This is a genomic window from Kitasatospora sp. NPDC036993 (assembly GCF_055607525.1).
This window is the reverse complement of record NZ_JBVJRP010000011.1, coordinates 41250-60846: the sequence shown is the minus strand read 5'-3', so window position 1 is coordinate 60846 and position 19597 is coordinate 41250. Positions and strand designations below refer to the sequence as shown.

The window sequence follows — 19597 nt, the reverse complement described above, 5'->3', positions numbered from 1 at the left end:
GAGGATGCGGGCCGTGAACAGTGACCCCCGGTGGAGCCTGCGCCCCGCCACGGCCGACGACCTCGAACCCGTCACCGCGCTCAAGGCCCGGGTCATGCGCGCCGACCTGGAACGCCTCGGCCGCTGGGACCAGGACCGCTCCCGGGAGCGGGTGCGGAAGTCCTTCTCCGTCCGCCACACCTCCGTGCTCCTGGTGGACGGCGCCTTCGCGGGCTGCGTCACCGTCCGCCCCGACGAGCAGGGCGGGCGCCACCTGGAGCTGTTCTACCTGGCCCCGCACCTCCAGGGCCGGGGCCTGGGCAGCGCCGTCCTGCGCCACCTCCTCGCCGACGCCGACGCCGCCGGGGACCCGGTCCGCCTCGTCGTCCTCCGTGGCAGCGCCGCCCAGCGGCTGTACGAACGGCACGGCTTCGCCGTCGTCCACGAGGACCCGGTCGACGTCGCCATGCTCCGTCCGGCCCGGGGGCCCGAACTGCCCACCGGCGTACGGTAGCCCGCCGCCCTGCCGCCGTCCCGCCCACCGGCTCCGGCTCCCCCCGGGGCCGGGTTGTCGGTGGGGCGGGTGATGATAGGGGCTGTTTCGGGAGACAGGACGGAAGGACACACCTGATGAGCTGGTGGCAGCAGCCACTGGTCGGCTTCGACCTGGAGACCACGGGCACCGACCCGGCCGTGGACCGCATCGTCACGGCCGCCCTCGTGGACACCGTCGGGGCCGCCCGGGTGGGCGCCGCGCACTGGCTGCTCGACCCCGGGGTGCCGATACCCGCCGAGGCGGAGGCGATCCACGGGATCGGGGACGAGGTGGCGCGCGGCAAGGGCAGACCGGCGAAGGAGGCGGTGGAGGAGATAGCCGCAGCGCTCTGCGAGCGGATGGCCGCCGGCCGGCCGGTGGTGGCGTTCAACGCGCCGTTCGACCTCTCGCTGCTCGACGCCGAGCTGAACCGGCACGGACTGGCCACGCTCGCCGAGCGCCTGGGCCGGCCGGTCGGGCCGGTGCTGGACGCGCTGGTGATCGACCGGGCCGTGGACAAGTACCGCAAGGGCTCCCGCACCCTGCAACGGGTCTGCGAGCTGTACGGGGTGGAGCTGACCGACGCCCACGAGGCGGGCAGTGACGCCCTGGCCGCCGTCCGGGTCGCCGTCGCCCTGGCCGAGCGCTATCCGGCCGAGGTGGGCGCGGTGGCGCCCGCGGAGCTGCACCGCCGGCAGGTCGACTGGTACCGGGAGTGGGCCGAGGGCCTCCAGGCCTGGCTGCGCCGCGGCAAGGACCCGCAGGCGGTGGTCGACCCGCGCTGGCCCGCCCGGTGACGGAGGTGCGCCCGGCCCGCCCCGCGGACCTGCCCGGTTTCCTCGCCCTCGCCGCCGAGGTCGAGCACTGGTTCGGCCCGATGGTCGCCGAACCGGGCTTCCACCGCGCGGTGCGCGACAGCATCGACGCAGGCCTGGCGACCGTCGCCGAGGACGGCCGGGGGCTGCTCGGCGGCCTGCTCTTCGGCACCGGAGGCACCGGAGGCACCGGGCTCCACCACCTGCACTGGCTCGTGGTCGCCGGGCGGGCCAGGGGCACCGGCGTCGGCCGGGAGCTGGTCGAGGACGTGCTGCGCCGCCACGTCCGCGGCCCGGCCACCGTCGAGGTGGTGACCTTCGGACCGGACCACCCGGGCGCGGTGACGAGCGGGGCGCGGGTCTTCTACGAACGGCTGGGCTTCACCCCGGCCGAGGCGGCGGAGCCCGGCCCGGAGGGCGGCTCCCGGCAGGTCTACCGGCTGGGCGTCGACCGTTCGGGCGTCGACCGGCCCCCGGCCGGCACCGGAACGGACCGGGCCGGAGGGCGGCCCGCCGGGTGACCGAGGGGGAGACGTTCCGGGGCGAGGGCCCCGACGGCGCTACCCGGCCGGGAAGTCGAAGTCGTACCCCTGGGCGACCAGCCAGGGCAGCAGCTGCCTGACCGCGGCCACGGTCTGGCCGCGGTCGCCGCCGCCGTCGTGCATCAGGATCACCCCGCCGGGCTTGAGCTGCTTCTGCACGGCCGAGACGATCGCCGGCACCCCCGGCCGCGACCAGTCGCGCGGGTCGACGGACCAGCCGAGCGAGGACATCCCGAGGCCCGCGGTGATCCGCTCGTTGTCGGCGGTGAAGCCGCCGCCCGGGGCGCGGAACCAGCCGACCTCGGTGCCGGGGCCGCCCGCCTGGACGATCATGTCCCGGGCGGCGGTGATCTCGTACACCGCCTTGTCGTGCGGGAGCTTCGCGAACGGCTGCGGGTGGTGGACGCTGTGGTCGCACAGCCGGTGCCCGGCGGCCAGGACGCGCTTGACCATGGCCGGGTTGGCGGCGGCGTTCTGGCCGACCTGACAGAAGGTGGCCTTGACGTGGTACTGGGCCAGCAGGTCGAGGATCTGACCGGTGGCCGGGCCCGGGCCGTCGTCGAAGGTGAGCGCGACGGTGCGGCCGCCGGAGGCGGTGGAGCCGATCACCGTGCCCGCCACGGGGTGCGGGGGCGGCGCGGCGGGCGAGGACGGGCCGGCGGCCGGCGCCGTCGGAGCGGCCGGGGCGGTGGGCGTGGCGGAGACGGGGGAGCCGGTGGCCGCGGGCGGGGCCGGCTTCGACGGCGCCGGGGCGGAGGCGGCCGGGGAACCCGCGCCCGGCGGCACGGCGTCCGAGCCGGGGGCCGGCGCGATGGTGGGCGCGGCCGTCCCGTCCGGCTGGGCGGCGGCCGGCGACTGGGTTCCGGACGGCGCCGCCGCGCTCGGCGGCCGGAGCGCCCCGCTGGCGGTCCCGCACGCGGCCAGCCCCAGGGCGGCGGTCACCGCGACGCATCCGGCGAACAGCCGGCGCCGGGAGCGGGACGGTCGGATCGGGGCGGCGGGGCGGCGGGCGGTCCGGTGCATGGCGGCGGCTCCTGAGGTGCGAAGGACGGTGCCGATCACTACAGGTCAGGACGACTGTCCGATAGGACGCCGATCGTACGTGCCCCGGTTGCCGACCGGACCGAAGCGCCGTAAGAGTCTTCTCACACTCGCCCCGGTGGCGGTCCCGCGCCGCCGCGGGTACCGCGGACGGCCGTCAGAACGGGTACCAGCGCACCTCGGTGGCCCCGTCCCGCAGCGAGTCGACCCGGCGCCGGAACTCCTTCAGCGCGGCCGGGCTGCTGGCCGCCTGCTGCGCCACCCAGGAGGCGCTGGCGGTCTCCCTGGCGCCGCGCAGCACCGTGAAGCCGGGCCACTCGCGGACGTCCCAGCCGTACGCGTCGGTGAACGCGCGGTACTCCTCGACGGGTACGCCGTAGCGGTCCTGACTGAGCGCGAGGACCACCAGGTCGTGCTCGCGCAGGTCGTTCGCCATGAACTCCAGGTCGAGCAGCACCGGGCCGTCCGGGCCGACGTGGACGTTGCGCGGCAGCGCGTCGCCGTGGATCACCCCGGGGTGCAGCCGGGGGACGAGGTCGGGCAGGGCGGCCGCGAAGGCGTCCCTGCGGTGGCGCAGGAAGGCGACGTCCACCGGGTCGACGTGGCCCTCGGCGGAGGCCAGCCAGCGCTCGACCGGGGCCAGCAGGTCGCGCCGGCCGAGCGTGAAGGGCGGCGGCGGCAGCCGGTGCAGGGCCCCCAGCAGCGGGGCGAGGTCGACCGGGCGGGCGGGGCGGACGGCGGGCGCGAGGCGGTGCCAGAAGGTGACCGGGTGGCCGTCGGCCAGCTGCGGCTCGGGCGGGACCGCGTCGTACGGGCGCACCACGGGCACGTCCTGCCCGGCCAGCCAGTGGGCGAGGGCCAGCTCGCGCCGGGCCCGGTCGTACAGCTCGGGGCCGCGGCCGACCTTGGCGACCACCGCCGGGTCGCCGAGGTCGAAGACGGCGTTCTCGCCGAGCGCGAGCAGCGTGGCCCCGTCGGGGGCGGCCAGCCCGGCGGACTCGCAGGCCTGGGCCAGCAGCAGCCGGGCGCGGCCCTCGTCGAAGGGGATCATGACTGGGTTCCGTTTCGCCGACGTTCATCCGGGGGACCCCGGACGGTGATCATCATGACGCACCGGTGCCGGGCCCCGCGCGCTGCGGGGCCCGGCACCGGTGCGGGTCGGGGCGGTCGGTTCGGAGGCGCCGGGTCAGACCCCGGCCCTGCGGTGGCGCGCCCCCTCGGCCGGGGCGGCCGGCCGCTCGGGCAGGGCCTGCTCGGCGCCGGCCGGCGGGACGGACTCGCCGTGCGAGAGGTCCGGCAGCCAGTTCAGCCAGCGCGGCAGGTACCAGTTGCGGTCGCCCAGCAGGGTCATCACGGAGGGCAGCAGCACCGCGCGGATCACCGTGGCGTCGATCAGCACCGCGACCGCCAGGCCCACGCCCATCTGCTTCATCACCTGCATGGACAGCGAGCCGAAGACCGAGAACACCGCCACCATGATCACCGCGGCGCTGGTGACCACCCCGGCCGTGGAGCGGATGCCCTCGGCGATCGCGGCCCTGGTCGGCAGGCCGCGGTCGTGGCCCTCCTTGATCCGGGAGACCACGAAGACGTGGTAGTCCATCGAGAGCCCGAAGAGGATCACGAAGAGGAACAGCGGCACCCAGGACTCCACCGCGCCGACCCCGGCGGTGCCCAGCAGCGAGGCGCCCACGCCGTGCTGGAAGACCAGCGTCAGCACCCCGTACGCGGCGCCCACCGACAGCAGGTTGAGCACCACCGCGGTGACGGCGACGGCCAGCGAGCGGAAGGAGGTGAGCATCAGCAGGAAGGCGAAGGTGACCACGAAGGCGAAGACCGGCGGCATCGAGCCGGTCATCGTGTGGTTGAAGTCGTACGACCCGGCGGTGCGGCCGGTGACCGGGGCCTCGGTGCCTGGCACCTTGAGGACGGTGGCGGGCACCAGGTCCTCGCGCAGGCTCCGCAGGGCGTCGTTGCTGGTGGCGTCGTTGCCGGTGCCGTTGAGCGGGATGTCGACGGTGGCGACGTTCTTGTCGGCGTGCACCGTGACCTCGACCGGGCCGTGCATCAGCCTGCTGGCCAGGGCCTTCGCCCTGAGGTCGGCGATCGCGGCGGTCATCGCGGGGGAGTCGATGTCGGCGGCCTTGATCACGACGCCGGCGGGCCCCGGGCTGCCGGGGAAGGCGGCCTCGATCTTCTGCGAGGCGGCGACCAGGGGGTTGCCCGCGGGCAGCTGCTGCTGGAACGTCAGGTTGGCGGTGTTCATGGTGAGCATCGGCGCGGCCAGGGCCAGCAGGAAGGCGCCGGCGAGCACGGTGGCGGCCAGCGGGCGGCGCAGCACCGGGGTGAGCACCGCGTTCCAGAACCGTCCGCCGGTCCGCGCGGCGTCCGGGCGGCGCAGCCTGGCGAGGAACGGCACCCGGCCCTTCTCGACCCGGTCGCCGAGCATCGACAGCAGCGCGGGCAGCACGGTGAGCGAGCCGAGCACGGCGGTGATCACGACCACGATGGTGGCGAAGGCCATCGAGCGGAAGGTGGCGATCCCGGTGAGGAACATGCCGGCCATGGCGACCACCACGGTGACGCCGGAGACCAGCACCGCCCGGCCGCTGGTGGCGGCGGCCACGGCCAGCGCGGTGGCCGCGTCCCGTCCGGCGGCCCGCTCCTCGCGCTCGCGGCGCAGGTAGAAGAGGCAGTAGTCGACGCCGACGGCGAGGCCGACCAGCAGCATCACCGAGCTGGCGTCGTTGCTGGTGTGCAGGAACCCGCTGCTGAGCGCGACCAGTCCGGCGGCCGCGACGAAGGCGGTGAGCGCGAGCACCACCGGCAGCACGGCGGCGACCAGCGCGCCGAAGGCGACCAGCAGGATGCCGAGGGCGAGCGGCACGGCCGTCCACTCGGCGCGGGCGAAGTCGTTCGCGAACTGGTCCTGCATCCACTTGCCGGAGCTGGCGTCGCCGAGCTGGACCACGGTCAGGTCCCGGTGCCGCTCCTGCACGCCGGCCACCGCGTCCAGCACCGACTGGACGTGCTCCGCGGCTTCGGTCCGGTCGCCCTTGAGCGTCAGCGTCACGAGCGCGGAGTGGCCGTCGGCGGAGACCGCCCCGGTGTCGTACGGCGAGCGGACCTCGGCGGCCAGGCCGGTGCCGTTCACGGCGGCGACCACCTGGCCGACGGCGGTGCGGAACTCGGGGTCGTCGGCGAGGCGGGTGGCGCTCTGGACCAGGACGGTCTCGCCCGCCGGGGTCTTCAGTCCGGCCTCGTCGAGGATCACCGCGGCCCTGGAGACCTGCCCGGGTATCGACTCGGCGTCGGTCACCTTGGTGCTGCCGTGCGCGGTGCCGAGCGCGGCGGCCAGGACGACGAAGAGCAGCCAGCCGAACACGGCGGTCTTGCGGTGCCGGGCGCTCCAGGCGCCCATCGCGGCCGCCAGACCGAGTCTGGACTTCACGGGCTTCACGGTGGTTCCCCCCTCGGACGTCGGCGGGTGTCGCCGGACGGGAGCGGCGGCCCTGGTCGGGGCCGCCGGCTGCGGTGCGCCGGCTGTCCATCCGGCGTCCCGATCAACCCTAGGGAGGCGGGAGTTGACGGGTAATCCGGCTGGCGGGTGGCCTTCTCCTGGGGCTCTCCTCGGGGCCGGGGTGGGGTTTTCCCTACCCCTGGACCCCGAGATCTCCTCCCGGGGGGTAGGGGATGTGCCTCCACCTTGAGGGGGAGAAGACTCCACCCGCAGCACGAGGTCAGCGGGGCCGTGTTCGGGGGAGACTGGGGCCGGGCCGCCCATGGGCGCCCCACGGGGGTTGAATGCACAACGGGGGCTCCTTGCCGGGCGGCAAGCAAGTACTCGTAGGATGACGCCCCAGACCTACTTACCTGCCGACCGGCAAGGGAGTGCCGCCGGGCATTCCCCGCACCGGTCATGCCGTCGCCCAGCGTCCCGTCCCCCAAGGGCTGCGGTGAACCATGCCCAGGAGGCATTCGAGCATGTTCCACCGACTAGGACAGTTCGTCGTTCGTCGCGCGTGGTGGGTGATCGCCGCGTGGGTCGTCGCGATGCTCGCCATCGTCATGACGGCGCCGAAGGTCACCTCGCAGACGGACGAGTCCGCGTTCCTGCCCAAGCACTACGAATCCATCCAGGCGGCGCAGCTCCAGGAGCGGGCCTTCCCGTCGAGCTTCACCCCGGCCGCGCTGCTGCTCTTCGAGCGCAACGACGGCCAGGCGCTGAACGAGGCCGACCAGGCCTCGATGGACAAGGTCGTCAAGGGCCTCACCGACGCGCACATACCCGCCGTCGAGACGGTCGTGCCCGTCGACCCGAAGACCTCGAAGTCCAAGGACGGCAAGTACGCGCTGTCCATGGTCGCCATCGACAAGACCAAGATGCAGAGCGAGGAGTACACCGAAGCCGCGAAGAAGCTGCGCAGCGAGGGCACCAGGCTCGCCGACGGCTCCGGCCTGAAGTTCCAGGTCGGCGGCGGGGCCGCGAGCGCCCTGGACCAGCAGGAGTCCTCCGGCGCCACCGACGCCATCGTCATGCTCGGCAGCCTGCTGCTGGTCATCCTGATCGTCGGCGTCATCTTCCGCAGCATCCTGGCCGGCATCCTGCCGGTCATCCTCTCGCTGGCGATCGCGATGCCGGTGTCCAACGGCCTGATCGCCGACGCGATCAAGATGTTCGACCTGAAGTCGTCCCCGATGACCTCGGCGATCCTGATCATCGTGGTCCTCGGCGTCGGCACCGACTACTTCCTCTTCCTGGCCTTCCGCTACCGCGAGCGGCTGCGCCTGGGCGAGGACCGCAAGACGGCCGTGGCCAACGCCGTCGGCCGGGTCGGCGAGGCGATCGCCTCCGCCGCCGGTGCCGTCGCCGTCGCCTTCGCCGTGCTGATCCTCTCCAGCTTGGGCATGTTCACCGCGCTCGGCCCGGCGCTGGCCATCGCGGTCGTCGCGACCGCCCTGGTCTCGCTGACCCTGGCCCCCGCCGTGCTCGCCGTCATCCCCTCCCGCGGGGTGTTCTGGCCGGGCAAGAAGTGGATGCAGGAGCCGAAGAACGCCCGCTTCGCCGCGCTGGGCCGGATCACCGGCAGGAAGCCCGGTCTGGTCGCCCTGGTCTCCGGCGGCGTCCTGCTGGTACTGGCCCTGGCCGGCGTCAACTACAACGGCACCTACGACCTGGCCGGCAGCTCGATGCCCAAGGGCAAGGAGTCGATCGTCGTCGAGGAGAAGCTGATGACGGCGTTCTCGGCCGGCGCCGCCGACCCGAGCCACGTCTTCCTGACCAGCAGCGGAGCCAAGCTGAACGACGCGGCGATCAAGGACTTCGCCGACAAGCTCCAGGGCGTCCCCGGGGTGGCCAGCGTGGTCGCGCCGACCGCCGAGGCCAAGACGATCAGCGCCGACGGCGCCACCGGTGACTTCACCGTCCTGCTCAAGGACGTGCCGGCCTCCAACAAGGCCATCGACACCATCCAGAAGGTCAGGGACACCGCCCACGCGTCGGCCCCGTCCGACAGCAAGGCGCTGGTCGGCGGCGTCACCGCGGTGTACAAGGACATCAACACCGCGATGGTGCACGACTACACGCTGGTCTTCCCGATCGCGGCCCTGCTCATCATGATCATCCTGGGCCTCCAGCTGCGCAGCGTCGTCGCGCCCTGGTACCTGATGGCCTCGGTCGGCCTCGGCTTCGGTGCCACCCTCGGTGCCACCACCCTGCTGTTCCAGAACGTCAAGGGCGAGCCGGGCCTGATGTTCATGCTGCCGATCTTCATCTACCTCTTCGTGGTGGCGATCGGCACGGACTACAACATCCTGATCATCGCCCGCCTCCGCGAGGAGGCCCGCGAGGGCCGCAGCCCGCGCGAGGCGGCCAGCGAGGCCGTCAAGCACGGCGGCCCGACCGTCGCGGCGGCCGGCTTCATCCTGGCGGCCTCGTTCGCTACCTTCATGCTCGCGGGCAACGTGCTCTTCATGGAGCTCGGCTTCTCGCTGGCCTTCGGCATCGTGCTGGCGGCCTTCGTGATGGCGATGTTCTTCACCCCGGCGCTCACCGCGCTGCTCGGCCACCGCGCCTGGTGGCCCGGCCACGCGGACAGCCCGGGCCACGGCCACGGCCACGGCGGGGGCCCGGCCCCGCTGACCGGCACCCACGGGGTGCCGGAGCCGGCCGGACGGCGCTGACCGACCGGTCCTGGGCACCAGGCCGCGTCCCGCTTCGGCGGGGCGCGGCCTGCCCCTTTCCCCGGCCCGCCAAACGTGATCTACGAGGCGGGAAAATCCCCGGTCAACCGGGGTGGCACCGTGCTACAGTCGAAGCAGTTGCAGTTTTGGTTCCCATGAACGTGGTGTGCGCCTGCTGGTACCAACCGACAGGCGCATTTGTTTTGTCCGGTGTTTCAGCCTCCGGATGGGGATCGCGGCTACTTGGGGATCCACGAGGTGTGGATCTCTGATGCCCCAGTTAGAGGAGACGGTTATGGCTACCGGCACCGTGAAGTGGTTCAACAGCGAAAAGGGCTTCGGCTTCATCGAGCAGGATGGTGGCGGCGCTGACGTGTTCGCCCACTACTCGAACATTTCGGCTCAGGGCTTCCGTGAGCTGTTCGAGGGCCAGAAGGTCGAGTTCGACGTGACCCAGGGCCAGAAGGGCCCGCAGGCCGAGAACATCTCGATCATCGGCTGACGCCAGCTCCACGCTGACTCGCGATCATCGCGAAGCGGGGGCCCGCACCGCACGGTGCGGGCCCCCGCTCATGCCGCCGTACGGCCGGGGCGGCGAATTTCCCTCCGACGGCCGACCCAGTCCGCACCGCGGGCTGCCGACGACCGACCGACGGAGATTTCGTGACCACCTCTGCCCGCCCGCCGCGCGACCGCGGCTCCCGCAGCACCGACCAGACCCGCCGCGGCGGTGACCAGGCCCGCCGCAGCACCGGCGGCGGCGACCACCCGCGCAAGCCGCGCAACCGCGCCGGCGCCCCCAAGCAGAACCGCCCCGCCGCCGTCCCCGAGGCCACCGACTTCACCGTGGTCCAGGGCACCCCGGCCCGGCCCCCGGCGGCGACCTTCGCCGAGCTGGAGCTGCCGAAGGGGATCCTCTCCGCGCTCACCCGCGAGGGCGTCACCGAGCCCTTCCCGATCCAGGGCGCCACGCTGCCCGACTCGATCGCCGGGCGCGACGTGCTCGGCCGCGGCCGCACCGGCTCCGGCAAGACCCTGGCCTTCGGCCTGCCGCTGCTCGCCCGTACCGCGGGCAAGCGCGCCGACTCCCGGTACCCGCTGGCCCTCGTCCTGGTGCCCACCCGCGAGCTGGCCCAGCAGGTCACCGACGCGCTCACCCCGTACGCGACCGCGGTCAACCTGCGGATCACCACCGTCGTCGGCGGCATGTCGATCAACAAGCAGGCCAACGCGGTGCGCCGCGGCACCGAGGTGCTGGTGGCCACCCCCGGCCGGCTGGACGACCTGATCGGGCGCGGTGACGTCAACCTCTCCGACGTCGCGATCACCGTCCTCGACGAGGCCGACCAGATGGCCGACATGGGCTTCCTGCCGCAGGTCAGCAAGCTGCTGGAGCAGGTCGCCGAGGGCGGGCAGCGGATGCTGTTCTCCGCCACCCTGGACCGCAACGTCGACCGGCTGGTCAAGCGCTTCCTGACCGACCCGGTGACCCACTCGGTCGACCCCTCGGCCGGCGCCGTCACCACCATGGACCACCACGTCCTCCAGCTGGACGCGACGGACAAGGCCTCCGCCACCGCGCACATCGCCTCCCGCGACGGCCGGGTGATCATGTTCGTGCACACCAAGCACGGCGCCGACCGGCTGGCCAAGCAGCTGCTGGCCAACGGCGTGATGGCCGCCGCCCTGCACGGCGGCAAGTCCCAGCCGCAGCGCAACCGGGTCCTGGACCAGTTCCGCGACGGCCACGTCACCGCGCTGATCGCCACCAACGTCGCCGCCCGCGGCATCCACATCGAAGGCCTCGACCTGGTCGTCAACGTCGACCCGCCGGTCGACCACAAGGACTACCTGCACCGCGGCGGCCGCACCGCCCGGGCCGGCGAGTCCGGGACGGTCGTCACCCTGGTGCTGCCCGAGCAGCGCCGCGAGGTCAACCGGCTGATGACGGTCGCCGGCATCCGCCCGACCGTCACCAAGATCCGCCCGGGCGACGCCGACCTGACCCGGATCACCGGTGCCCGCACGCCGAGCGGCGTCCCGGTGACGCTGGCCGTGCCGGTCGCCGCCGACCAGGCCGCCGCGGGCAAGGCCGGTGCGGACAAGGCCGCCGGTGCCAAGTCCGGCTCCTCGCGCCGCCGGCCCGGCAAGCGCTCCGCGCTGCCCGCCGACGTCGACATGAACGGCAACCCGCGCCGCCCCCGCCCCAAGCAGCGGATGGGCGCCGCCACCCAGGGCGAGCGCCCGCAGGCGGCCGGCTTCATCGGCCGCTCCGCCGGCCGCGCCAAGCCCGGCAGCGGTGCCAAGTCCGGCTCCAACTACGGGACCGGGCGCCAGCGCCGCACGTTCGACTGACGTCCGGCCAGGCCTGATCGTTCGGCCCGTGCCCCCGACGCCCTCGCCACGAGGGCATCGGGGGCACGGGCCGTTTCGGCCGCAGGCCGATGCCGGGCACGGCGCGCACGGCTCGCCGTGCGCGCCGTCGGCGTTTCCGGGCGCCGTCACCCGAGGGAGTGACGGCGGCTGGTCGTGCGCCCGGTGCCGACGGCAGGCTGGGGCGCGGCGGAGAGCGGAGGGTGGCAGGTGGCGGACGATGACGCACGGCTGGGGTCGGTGACGACGGCGGAGCCGGCGTGGTTCCGCTCAGGCGGTGAGGGCCCGGGTGGCGGCCGTGGCCCGGAGGGCCTCGTCGTGGCGTTGCAGCAGGAGGGCCGCCAGTTCGGGGGTGGCGCCGAGGACGGCCGCGACCGTGTCCGCGCCGTCGGCGGCGGCCGCGATGCGGTCGGGCAGCAGGCCCGGGGCCAGCAGGTAGGGGGCGACGGCGGTGTGCCGGGCGCCGGCGGCGCGCAGGGCGGCGAGGGCGTCGGGGACGCGCGGGCCCGCGGCGGAGGCGTAGGCGACCTCGACGGCGGCCCAGCCGCGGGTGCGGCGCCACTCGGCGGCCACCGCGCGGGTCGCGGCGTCGGCGGCCGGGTCGGAGGAGCCGGCCGCCGCCAGCACCACGCCGGTACGGGCCCGGACGGCGGGTGAGTCGACCGCCAGGCCGGCCTCGGCGAGGCGGCGGTCCAGGGCGGTGAGCAGCAGGGGCGAGGGGCCGAGCACGTCCGCCACCGGCAGTCCGGAGCCGGCGGCGCGCAGCGCGGCGGGGATGTCGTGCTTGGCGTGGAACGCCCGGTTGAGCAGCAGCGGTACCGCCACCGCGTCCGCGTCCGCCAGCCGTCCGACCACCTGGGGGATCCGCGGCGCGCAGTGGTCCAGGTAGGCGGTGGCGACCTCGGTGCCGGGCCGCTGGGCCCGCACCTCCTCCACGAGCGCGGCCACCGTCGCGGCGTGGCGCGGGTCGCGGCTGCCGTGGGCGATCAGGAGGAGGGCGGACATCAGCGGTGCCTCACTTGCTCGCGGCCAGCAGGCCGCGGTTGCGCAGCACCCGGCGCTCGACCGGGGTGAAGACCAGCAGTTCGATGGCGATGCCGACGAACAGGATGAGGATGATGCCGAGCAGCACGCCGGACATGTCGGAGAACTCGCGCGAGTCCTCCAGGAACCGGCCCAGTCCCCGGCCGAGGTCGGGGGAGGAGGCGACGAGTTCGGCGGCCATCAGGGAGCGCCACGAGAACGCCCAGCCCTGCTTGAGGCCGGCCAGGTAGCCGGGCAGCGCCGCCGGGATGAGGACGTGGCGGGCTCCGTTGAGGCCGGTCGCGCCGAGGGTGCGGCCGGCCCGCAGGAACAGCGGCGGGACCTGGTCGATGCCGGCGACGAGGCCGTTGGTGACGGAGGGGACGGCGCCGAGCAGGATGACCGCGTACATCATCGAGTCGTTGATGCCCAGCCAGATGACGGCGGCGGGCACCCAGGCGACCGAGGGCAGTGACTGGAGGCCCTGGAGGACCGGGCCGATGGCGGCGCGCACCGGCCGGACGCGGGCGACCACCAGACCGATCGGGGTGCCGATGACGACGGCGAGCAGGAAGCCGGACAGGCCGCGCCAGACGCTGGTCCAGATGATCGTGAGCAGGGTGCCCTGGTACCAGAGGTCCTGAGCGGAGCGCCAGACGTCGGCCGGGCTGGGCAGCTTGTACGACGAGGTGACGTGCAGGCTGTAGGCGCCCTGCCACAGCGCGATGACGACCAGGACGCCGAGCAGCGGCGGCAGGGCCTTGGACCGCAGGGCCTCGCCGAGCGGTCTGCGGTGCGCGGTGACGGCGTCCAGGGCGTCGAGTCCGGCGCCGACGGAAGCGGAGTCCCCGGTGCCGTCGGTACCGTCGGCGGGCTTGGTGAGCGTGGTCTCAGTGCTGGACATGGCGACGGATCTCCCCACGCAGTTCTTCGGTGATCTCGATGGACAGGTCGGCGACGCCGGCGGACTCGATCCGGCGCGGCTGGGGCAGGTCGATGTGCCACTCGCGGGCGACCCGCCCGGGCCGGGAGGAGAGCAGGACGACGCGCTCGGCCAGGCGGACGGCCTCGCGGACGTTGTGGGTGACGAACAGGACGGTCAGCTGCCGTTCGGCCCAGATCCGGGTGATCTCGTCGTGCAGCACGTCGCGGGTGATGGCGTCGAGGGCGGCGAAGGGCTCGTCCATCAGCAGCACCTTGCTGCCCTGGGCGAGCGCGCGGGCCATCGCGACGCGCTGGCGCATGCCGCCGGACAGCTCGTGCACCCGCTTGCCGTACGAGCCGTTCAGCCGGACGAGTTCGAGCAGCCGCTCGGCCTCGGGGCGGCGCTCGGGGCGGGCCACGCCGGCCAGCTTGAGGGCGAGTTCGATGTTCTTGCCCGCGGTGAGCCAGGGGAACAGGGCGTGTTCCTGGAACATCAGGGCGGGGCGGCCGCCGGCCACCTCGATGGTGCCGCCGGTCGGCTGGTCGAGGCCGGCGACCAGGTTGAGCAGGGTCGACTTGCCGCAGCCGGAGGCGCCGAGCAGGGTGACGAACTCTCCGGGGGCGACGTCGAGGGTGATGTCGTCCAGGACGTGGGTCTGGGAGCCGGGGCGGCCGAAGGACTTGTGCACGTGCGAGAGCCGGACGGCGGGAGCGCCGGCGGGGGCACCGGCGGCGCCCTGTTCGGTGGTCAGTGCCGGAGTCATCCGGGCACCTCCTGCGTGAGTGGTCATGGGCCCCTCCCGCCCGGTGGCGGGCGCGGAGGGAAAGGTCTGCGAGGCGGGGCCGTGGTCCGGGCCCCGCCCGCCCGGTGGGCATCGATCGGGGATCGACCGGGCGGGCGGGGCCGGACCGCGGAGTCGGGGGGCGGGCGGCCGGGCCGTGGGCGGCACCCGGGCCGCCCGGCCGGGGCTACTTGGCGCCGAGTCCGGCGTCCGCGACGGCGGGCCGGCCCTGGGCCGCGAGGACCTTGTTCAGCAGGGTGAGGTCGTAGATGCCCTTCAGGCTGGGCTTCTTGAGGAGCCCGGCGGTCACGGCGTGGTCGGCCTCGGCCTGGAGGGTGCCGGCCAGCGGGTCGTCGAGGAAGTCGATGTCCGCCCAGGCCGGGTCGAGGATGGCCGGCTCCAGGGAGTTGCCGGCCTCCTTCTTGATCGCCTCGTTCGCGTCGGCCTTGGCCTTCTCGGAGTTGTCCTTGATGAAGGCGTTGGTCTTCACCGAGCCGCGCAGCACGGCCTCCACCACGTCCGGGTGCTCCTTGAGGAACTTCTGCGAGACGATGATGTTGGTGATCACGAACTTCTTGTCCGGCCAGACGTCCTTCTCGTTGAGCAGGACCTTCGCGCCGAGCGTGACCAGCTTGGAGGCGGTGGGCTCGGGCACCCAGGCGCCGTCGATGGAGCCCTGCCGGAAGGCGTCGGGGGTGACCTTGTTGTCGGTGCGCACCACCGAGACGTCGCCGGCGCCGGAGGCCGCGTCGACCTTGTAGCCCTTCTCGGCGAGGTAGTTGAGCAGCGCGACGTCCTGGGTGTTGCCGAGCTGCGGGGTGGCGATCTTCTTGCCCCTGAGGTCGTCCAGCGAGGTGATCTTCTCCGGGTTGACGACGAGCTTGACGCCGCCGGAGGCCGAACCGCCGATGATCTTCAGGGACTGGCCGTCGGACTTGGTGTAGCCGTTGATCGCGGGGGAGGGGCCGATCCAGCCGATGTCGATGGAGCCGGCGTTGAGCGCCTCGATCTCCGCCGGGCCCGCGTTGAAGACCTGGGTCTTGACCTGGGTGGAGCCCAGCTCCTTCTGGAATATGCCTTCCTGGAGGCCGACCAGCGGGGTGCCGTGGGTCAGGTTGGCGAAGTAGCCGATCTTCACGGTGTCCGCGGACAGCTTCACCCCGGAATCCCCGGCGGTGGCCGCGGCGTTGTTCGTACCGGAGGGCTTGTCGGCATTGGAGCCGTAGCCGCAGGCCGACAGCAGGGCCACCGCGGTCAGGCCGGCGACGGCGGCCGCGGCGGAGCGTCTGATCCGCCCGGCGTCGGGGCGGGAGAGGGTATGCGAAGGTGCCGGGTTCGGTGCCATGGAGGAGTCCTGTTCGCGGACGGACCGTCAGAAGACGGTCTCGGGCGGAAGGTGCGGAAGGTGGTGCGCGCGGCAGCGGTGTGCCGGGGCAAGCCGGGCGGCTGTGGGGGTAGACAGCCCGGTGACAGGGCGTTCTCAGCCCTGTCGGCCCACACATCGGGTCAGGCCGCCCTGGCCGCTGCCGAGGACGCCGCTGCCGATGCGGCCGCCTTCCTTGTCCATGCCCGAGAACGCCTCGCTGGGCATCAGACCCAGTCCTCCTCGTCGGGTGCTCCGGTGGTGCGTACGGTCGCGAAGGCCTCGCCCGCCATGCCGGCGGTGAGGGTGGTGCCGTCGGCCGGGTCGATCAGCAGGAACGATCCGGTGCGGCGGTTGTCGGTGTAGTCGTCGAGGGCCAGCGGCTCGGCGGTGCGCAGCACCACGTGGCCGATGTCGTTGACGTTCAGCCCCTCGGGGGCGCTGCGCTGTTCCAGGCCCCCTTCGCCGATCGGCGCGGTGATGTCGATCCGGTAGGAGATCTCCTTGACCAGCGCGCGCACCGTACGGGTGGTGTGCTTGAGCAGCACCTTGTCCCCGGCGCGCAGCGGCCGCTCGTTGAGGTGGCTGACGGTCGCCTCGATGTCCTTGGCCGGCACGGGGGCCGGGCCGGCCGCGATGAGGTCGCCGCGGGAGACGTCGATGTCGTCGGCGAGCCGGACGGTCACCGACTGCGGGGCCCAGGCGACGTCGGTCTCGCGGCCGAGCGCGTCGATCCCGGCCACCGTGGTGGTGTGGCCCGAGGGCAGCACGGTGACGGCGTCCCCGACGCGCAGCACGCCGGAGGCCAGCTGGCCCGCGTAGCCGCGGTAGTCGGGGTGCTCCTCGGTCTGCGGGCGGATCACGTACTGGACCGGGAAGCGGGCCGGCACGGCGTCGGGGTCGCTGCCGACCGGGACGGTCTCCAGGTGCTCCAGCAGGGTCGGGCCGCCGTACCAGTCCATGTGCGCGGACGGCTCGACCACGTTGTCCCCGGCCAGCGCCGAGATCGGGACGGCCAGCACGTCGGTGACGCCGAGCGAGGCGGCGTAACCGGTGAACTCCTCGGCGATCGCGGCGAAGACGGGCTCGGCGTAGTCGACCAGGTCCATCTTGTTGACGGCCAGCACCACGTGCGGCACCCGCAGCAGGGCGGCGACCGCGGCGTGCCTGCGGGTCTGCTCGACCACGCCGTGGCGGGCGTCGACCAGCACCACGGCGAGCTCGGCGGTGGACGCGCCGGTCACCATGTTGCGGGTGTACTGCACGTGCCCGGGGGTGTCGGCGAGGATGAACCGGCGCCGGGGGGTGGCGAAGTAGCGGTACGCCACGTCGATGGTGATGCCCTGCTCGCGCTCGGCGCGCAGGCCGTCGGTGAGCAGCGCGAGGTCGGGCGTCTCCTGGCCGCGGCTGCGCGAGGCGTGCTCGACGGCCTCCAACTGGTCGGCGAGCACCGACTTGGAGTCGTGCAGCAGCCGGCCGACCAGGGTGGACTTGCCGTCGTCGACGGAGCCGGCGGTGGCGAAGCGCAGCAGCGAGGTGGCGGTGGCTTCCCGGATGGTGCTGGTCATGTTAGAAGTACCCCTCGCGCTTGCGGTCTTCCATCGCGGCCTCGGACAGCTTGTCGTCGGCGCGGGTCGCGCCGCGCTCGGTGAGGCGGCTGGCGGCGATCTCGGCGATCACGGCCTCGATGGTGGTGGCGTCGGAGTCGACGGCTCCGGTGCAGGACATGTCCCCGACGGTGCGGTAGCGGATCAGCCGCCGCTCGACCGGCTCGCCGTCCTTGGGGCCGCCCCACTCGCCGGCGGTCAGCCACATGCCGCTGCGGGCGAAGACGTCCCGCTCGTGGGCGTAGTAGATCTCCGGCAGCTCGATGCCCTCGCGCTCGATGTACTGCCACACGTCCAGCTCGGTCCAGTTGGACAGCGGGAAGACCCGCACGTGCTCGCCGACCGCGTGCCGGCCGTTGTAGAGCGACCACAGCTCGGGGCGCTGGCGGCGCGGGTCCCAGGCGCCGAACTCGTCGCGCAGCGAGAAGACGCGCTCCTTGGCGCGGGCCTTCTCCTCGTCCCTGCGGCCGCCGCCGAACACCGCGTCGAAGCGGTTCTTCTCGATGGCGTCCAGCAGCGGCACGGTCTGCAGCGGGTTGCGGGTGCCGTCCGGGCGCTCGCGCAGTACCCCGCGGTCGATGAAGTCCTGGACGTGGGCGACGTGCAGGCGCAGGTTGTGCTGCTCCGCGACGCGGTCGCGGTAGGCGATGACCTCGGGGAAGTTGTGCCCGGTGTCGACGTGCAGCAGCGAGAACGGCACCGCGGCGGGGTGGAAGGCCTTGAGCGCCAGGTGCAGCATGACGATGGAGTCCTTGCCGCCGGAGAACAGGATCACCGGGCGCTCGAACTCCCCCGCGACCTCGCGGAAGATGTGCACCGACTCGGCCTCCAGCGCGTCCAGGTGGGACAGCGCGAAGGGGCTCCGCGCGTTCTGGCCGGGGGTGTCGGTACGGCCCGGGCTGTCGGTCGCGGTGGTCATGCGAGGCCCCTCTCGGTCAGGAAGGCGTGCAGCTCGGCGGTGGAGTCGGCCACCTCGCGGCCCTGCGTCCGGACCCGCAGCTCCGGGTTCTCCGGTGCCTCGTACGGGTCGTCGACGCCGGTCAGTCCGGAGATCTCCCCGGCGGCCTGCTTGGCGTACAGGCCCTTGACGTCGCGTTCGGCGCACAGCTCGACCGGGGTGGCGACGTGCACCTCCAGGAACTCCGTACCGTTCGCGGCGTGCCGCTCGCGCACGGCGGCGCGGGAGGCCGCGAACGGGGCGATCACCGGGGCGAGCACCTTGACGCCGTTGGCGGCGAGCTTCTCGGCGACGAAGCCGATCCGGGTGACGTTGGTGTGGCGGTCCTCGCGGGAGAAGCCCAGCCCCCTGGAGAGGAACTCGCGGATCTCGTCGCCGTCCAGGACCTCGACCCTGTGGCCCTCGGAGCGCAGCCGCTCGGCCAGCGCGAAGGCCAGCGTGGTCTTGCCGGCGCTGGGCAGCCCGGTCAGCCACACGGTGGCGCCGCGCTCGCAGGGGGCGGCCGGGAGGGCCGCCTCTGCGGCTCCGTCGGCGGCCGGGGTGTGAACTGTCACGGGAACTTCCTCACACGGTAGTTGACGATATGTCAGAAACGGACGACGGGTCAGAGGTGGATGCCGCACTCGATCTTGCCGGAGCCGGACCAGCGGCCGGCCCTGGCATCCTCGCCCTCGGCGGGCTTGCGGGTGCAGGACAGCGGGGAGCAGCCGATCGAGGTGTAGCCCTCCCACAGCAGCGGGTTGGTCAGCACGCCGTTTGCGGCGACGTAGGCGTCCACGTCCTGCTGCGTCCACCGGGCGATCGGGGCGATCTTGACCTTGCGGCGCTTCGGGTCCCAGGACACCACCGGGGTGCCCGCCCGGGTCGGCGACTCGTCGCGGCGCAGCCCGGTCGCCCAGGCGTCGTAGCCGGCCAGGCCCCGGTTGAGCGGCTCGACCTTGCGCAGCGCGCAACACAGGTCCGGGTCGCGGTCGTGCAGGTCCGGCCCGTGCTCGGCGTCCTGCTCGGCCACCGTCCTCAGCGGGGTGAGCGTGATGACGTTGACCGGCATGGTCGCGGCCACCGCGTCCCGCGTCCCGATGGTCTCCGGGAAGTGGTAGCCGGTGTCCAGGAACACCACGTCCACGCCGGGGAGCGCCGAGGAGGCCAGGTGGGCGACGACCGCGTCCTCCATCGAGGAGGTGACGCAGAGCCGCCGGCCGAAGGTGTCCGCCGCCCAGGCCAGGATCTCCTGTGCGGTGGCCTCCTCCAGCTCGCGGCCGGCCCGCAGGGCTGTCGCCTCGTAGTCAGTCACGGTGCTGCTCATGTGACGTACCCCCGTGGTTGGTCGGTGACAGCAGGCCGAGGAACTTCAACTGGAAGGCGCGGCGGCAGCCGTGGCATTCCCAGGCGCCGTGTCCGGTCTCGGAGGGGCGCAGGTCCTCGTCCCCGCAGTACGGGCAGAAGAACGGCGCGGCGCGCTCACTCATCGC

18 protein-coding genes are annotated in these 19597 nt (G+C 73.4%); 6 read left to right on the top strand and 12 right to left on the bottom strand.

The features are described 5' to 3' along the window. Positions 1–13: 13 nt before the first annotated feature. The 3 genes from ACZ7C5_RS23830 to ACZ7C5_RS23820 all read left to right on the top strand — a co-directional run bounded on the left by ACZ7C5_RS23830 (position 14) and on the right by ACZ7C5_RS23820 (position 1850). Positions 14–493 (top strand): GNAT family N-acetyltransferase, encoded by a 480-nt coding sequence (locus ACZ7C5_RS23830; protein ID WP_401079234.1) that lies wholly within the window; start codon positions 14–16, stop codon positions 491–493. 116 nt (positions 494–609) lie between these two features. Beyond that, the gene (locus ACZ7C5_RS23825) at positions 610–1311 is read left to right on the top strand and encodes an exonuclease domain-containing protein (RefSeq protein ID WP_188301225.1); all 702 of its coding nucleotides are present in this window, start codon (positions 610–612) and stop codon (positions 1309–1311) included. After that, positions 1308–1850, top strand: coding sequence for a GNAT family N-acetyltransferase (locus ACZ7C5_RS23820; RefSeq protein ID WP_401079237.1), 543 nt, complete (start codon positions 1308–1310; stop codon positions 1848–1850). The genes ACZ7C5_RS23825 and ACZ7C5_RS23820 overlap by 4 nt, the downstream gene beginning before the upstream one ends. A gap of 39 nt (positions 1851–1889) precedes the next feature. On the opposite strand, the gene ACZ7C5_RS23815 is transcribed toward ACZ7C5_RS23820, so the two are convergent. The 3 genes from ACZ7C5_RS23815 to ACZ7C5_RS23805 all read right to left on the bottom strand — a co-directional run bounded on the left by ACZ7C5_RS23815 (position 1890) and on the right by ACZ7C5_RS23805 (position 6333). Beyond that, positions 1890–2894 (bottom strand): polysaccharide deacetylase family protein, encoded by a 1005-nt coding sequence (locus ACZ7C5_RS23815; RefSeq protein ID WP_470323430.1) that lies wholly within the window; start codon positions 2892–2894, stop codon positions 1890–1892. A 175-nt stretch (positions 2895–3069) separates the two neighbouring features. Continuing rightward, positions 3070–3963, bottom strand: coding sequence for a phosphotransferase enzyme family protein (locus tag ACZ7C5_RS23810; RefSeq protein WP_401079241.1), 894 nt, complete (start codon positions 3961–3963; stop codon positions 3070–3072). A gap of 135 nt (positions 3964–4098) precedes the next feature. Then, positions 4099–6333: an MMPL family transporter gene (locus ACZ7C5_RS23805; protein WP_470323489.1), complete on the bottom strand. Its 2235-nt coding sequence runs from the start codon at positions 6331–6333 to the stop codon at positions 4099–4101. 563 nt (positions 6334–6896) lie between these two features. Between ACZ7C5_RS23805 and ACZ7C5_RS23800 the strand changes: the two genes are divergently transcribed. The 3 genes from ACZ7C5_RS23800 (at position 6897) to ACZ7C5_RS23790 (ending at position 11450) form a co-directional block, all read left to right on the top strand. Then, on the top strand, positions 6897–9095 hold the full coding sequence (locus tag ACZ7C5_RS23800; RefSeq protein WP_401079243.1) for an MMPL family transporter: 2199 nt from the start codon (positions 6897–6899) through the stop codon (positions 9093–9095). Positions 9096–9390: 295 nt separating this feature from the next. Beyond that, complete coding sequence (locus tag ACZ7C5_RS23795; RefSeq protein ID WP_188296458.1) at positions 9391–9597, top strand: cold-shock protein; 207 nt, start codon at positions 9391–9393, stop codon at positions 9595–9597. A gap of 161 nt (positions 9598–9758) precedes the next feature. Next, the gene (locus ACZ7C5_RS23790; RefSeq protein WP_401079245.1) at positions 9759–11450 is read left to right on the top strand and encodes a DEAD/DEAH box helicase; all 1692 of its coding nucleotides are present in this window, start codon (positions 9759–9761) and stop codon (positions 11448–11450) included. A gap of 288 nt (positions 11451–11738) precedes the next feature. Here ACZ7C5_RS23790 and ACZ7C5_RS23785 read toward each other — a convergent pair whose 3' ends face one another. From ACZ7C5_RS23785 to ACZ7C5_RS23745, 9 genes are all read right to left on the bottom strand, one after another. Beyond that, positions 11739–12473 (bottom strand): sirohydrochlorin chelatase, encoded by a 735-nt coding sequence (locus ACZ7C5_RS23785; RefSeq protein WP_470323429.1) that lies wholly within the window; start codon positions 12471–12473, stop codon positions 11739–11741. A 10-nt stretch (positions 12474–12483) separates the two neighbouring features. Then, positions 12484–13395 (bottom strand): ABC transporter permease, encoded by a 912-nt coding sequence (locus ACZ7C5_RS23780; protein ID WP_470323428.1) that lies wholly within the window; start codon positions 13393–13395, stop codon positions 12484–12486. Further along, positions 13382–14179, bottom strand: coding sequence for an ABC transporter ATP-binding protein (locus tag ACZ7C5_RS23775; protein ID WP_401079251.1), 798 nt, complete (start codon positions 14177–14179; stop codon positions 13382–13384). The genes ACZ7C5_RS23780 and ACZ7C5_RS23775 overlap by 14 nt, the downstream gene beginning before the upstream one ends. A gap of 205 nt (positions 14180–14384) precedes the next feature. Beyond that, the gene (locus ACZ7C5_RS23770) at positions 14385–15542 is read right to left on the bottom strand and encodes an aliphatic sulfonate ABC transporter substrate-binding protein (protein ID WP_401079253.1); all 1158 of its coding nucleotides are present in this window, start codon (positions 15540–15542) and stop codon (positions 14385–14387) included. 245 nt (positions 15543–15787) lie between these two features. Beyond that, positions 15788–17128: a sulfate adenylyltransferase subunit 1 gene (locus tag ACZ7C5_RS23765; protein WP_401079255.1), complete on the bottom strand. Its 1341-nt coding sequence runs from the start codon at positions 17126–17128 to the stop codon at positions 15788–15790. Position 17129: 1 nt separating this feature from the next. Beyond that, positions 17130–18086 carry a sulfate adenylyltransferase subunit CysD gene (gene cysD / locus ACZ7C5_RS23760; protein WP_401079257.1) on the bottom strand — a complete coding sequence of 319 codons (957 nt, stop codon included), beginning with the start codon at positions 18084–18086 and terminating at the stop codon, positions 17130–17132. Next, complete coding sequence (cysC, locus tag ACZ7C5_RS23755; protein WP_401079259.1) at positions 18083–18679, bottom strand: adenylyl-sulfate kinase; 597 nt, start codon at positions 18677–18679, stop codon at positions 18083–18085. The genes cysD and cysC overlap by 4 nt, the downstream gene beginning before the upstream one ends. Before the next feature lie 50 nt (positions 18680–18729). Further along, a complete protein-coding gene (locus tag ACZ7C5_RS23750) occupies positions 18730–19431 on the bottom strand; it encodes a phosphoadenylyl-sulfate reductase (protein WP_401079261.1) in 702 nt (233 codons plus the stop codon). Then, positions 19412–19594: an eL43 family ribosomal protein gene (locus ACZ7C5_RS23745; protein WP_188296662.1), complete on the bottom strand. Its 183-nt coding sequence runs from the start codon at positions 19592–19594 to the stop codon at positions 19412–19414. The genes ACZ7C5_RS23750 and ACZ7C5_RS23745 overlap by 20 nt, the downstream gene beginning before the upstream one ends. Positions 19595–19597 lie beyond the last annotated feature (3 nt).

Coding starts and splice junctions, on each gene's coding strand:
- ACZ7C5_RS23800 (WP_401079243.1), top strand. CDS start 6,897: ATGTTCCACCGACTAGGACAGTTCGTCGTTCGTCGCGCGTGGTGGGTG.
- ACZ7C5_RS23765 (WP_401079255.1), bottom strand. CDS start 17,128: ATGACCAGCACCATCCGGGAAGCCACCGCCACCTCGCTGCTGCGCTTC.
- ACZ7C5_RS23815 (WP_470323430.1), bottom strand. CDS start 2,894: ATGCACCGGACCGCCCGCCGCCCCGCCGCCCCGATCCGACCGTCCCGC.
- ACZ7C5_RS23750 (WP_401079261.1), bottom strand. CDS start 19,431: ATGAGCAGCACCGTGACTGACTACGAGGCGACAGCCCTGCGGGCCGGC.
- ACZ7C5_RS23770 (WP_401079253.1), bottom strand. CDS start 15,542: ATGGCACCGAACCCGGCACCTTCGCATACCCTCTCCCGCCCCGACGCC.
- ACZ7C5_RS23745 (WP_188296662.1), bottom strand. CDS start 19,594: ATGAGTGAGCGCGCCGCGCCGTTCTTCTGCCCGTACTGCGGGGACGAG.
- ACZ7C5_RS23785 (WP_470323429.1), bottom strand. CDS start 12,473: ATGTCCGCCCTCCTCCTGATCGCCCACGGCAGCCGCGACCCGCGCCAC.
- ACZ7C5_RS23795 (WP_188296458.1), top strand. CDS start 9,391: ATGGCTACCGGCACCGTGAAGTGGTTCAACAGCGAAAAGGGCTTCGGC.
- cysD (WP_401079257.1), bottom strand. CDS start 18,086: ATGACCACCGCGACCGACAGCCCGGGCCGTACCGACACCCCCGGCCAG.
- ACZ7C5_RS23805 (WP_470323489.1), bottom strand. CDS start 6,333: ATGGGCGCCTGGAGCGCCCGGCACCGCAAGACCGCCGTGTTCGGCTGG.
- ACZ7C5_RS23825 (WP_188301225.1), top strand. CDS start 610: ATGAGCTGGTGGCAGCAGCCACTGGTCGGCTTCGACCTGGAGACCACG.
- ACZ7C5_RS23780 (WP_470323428.1), bottom strand. CDS start 13,395: ATGTCCAGCACTGAGACCACGCTCACCAAGCCCGCCGACGGTACCGAC.
- ACZ7C5_RS23775 (WP_401079251.1), bottom strand. CDS start 14,179: ATGACTCCGGCACTGACCACCGAACAGGGCGCCGCCGGTGCCCCCGCC.
- ACZ7C5_RS23810 (WP_401079241.1), bottom strand. CDS start 3,963: ATGATCCCCTTCGACGAGGGCCGCGCCCGGCTGCTGCTGGCCCAGGCC.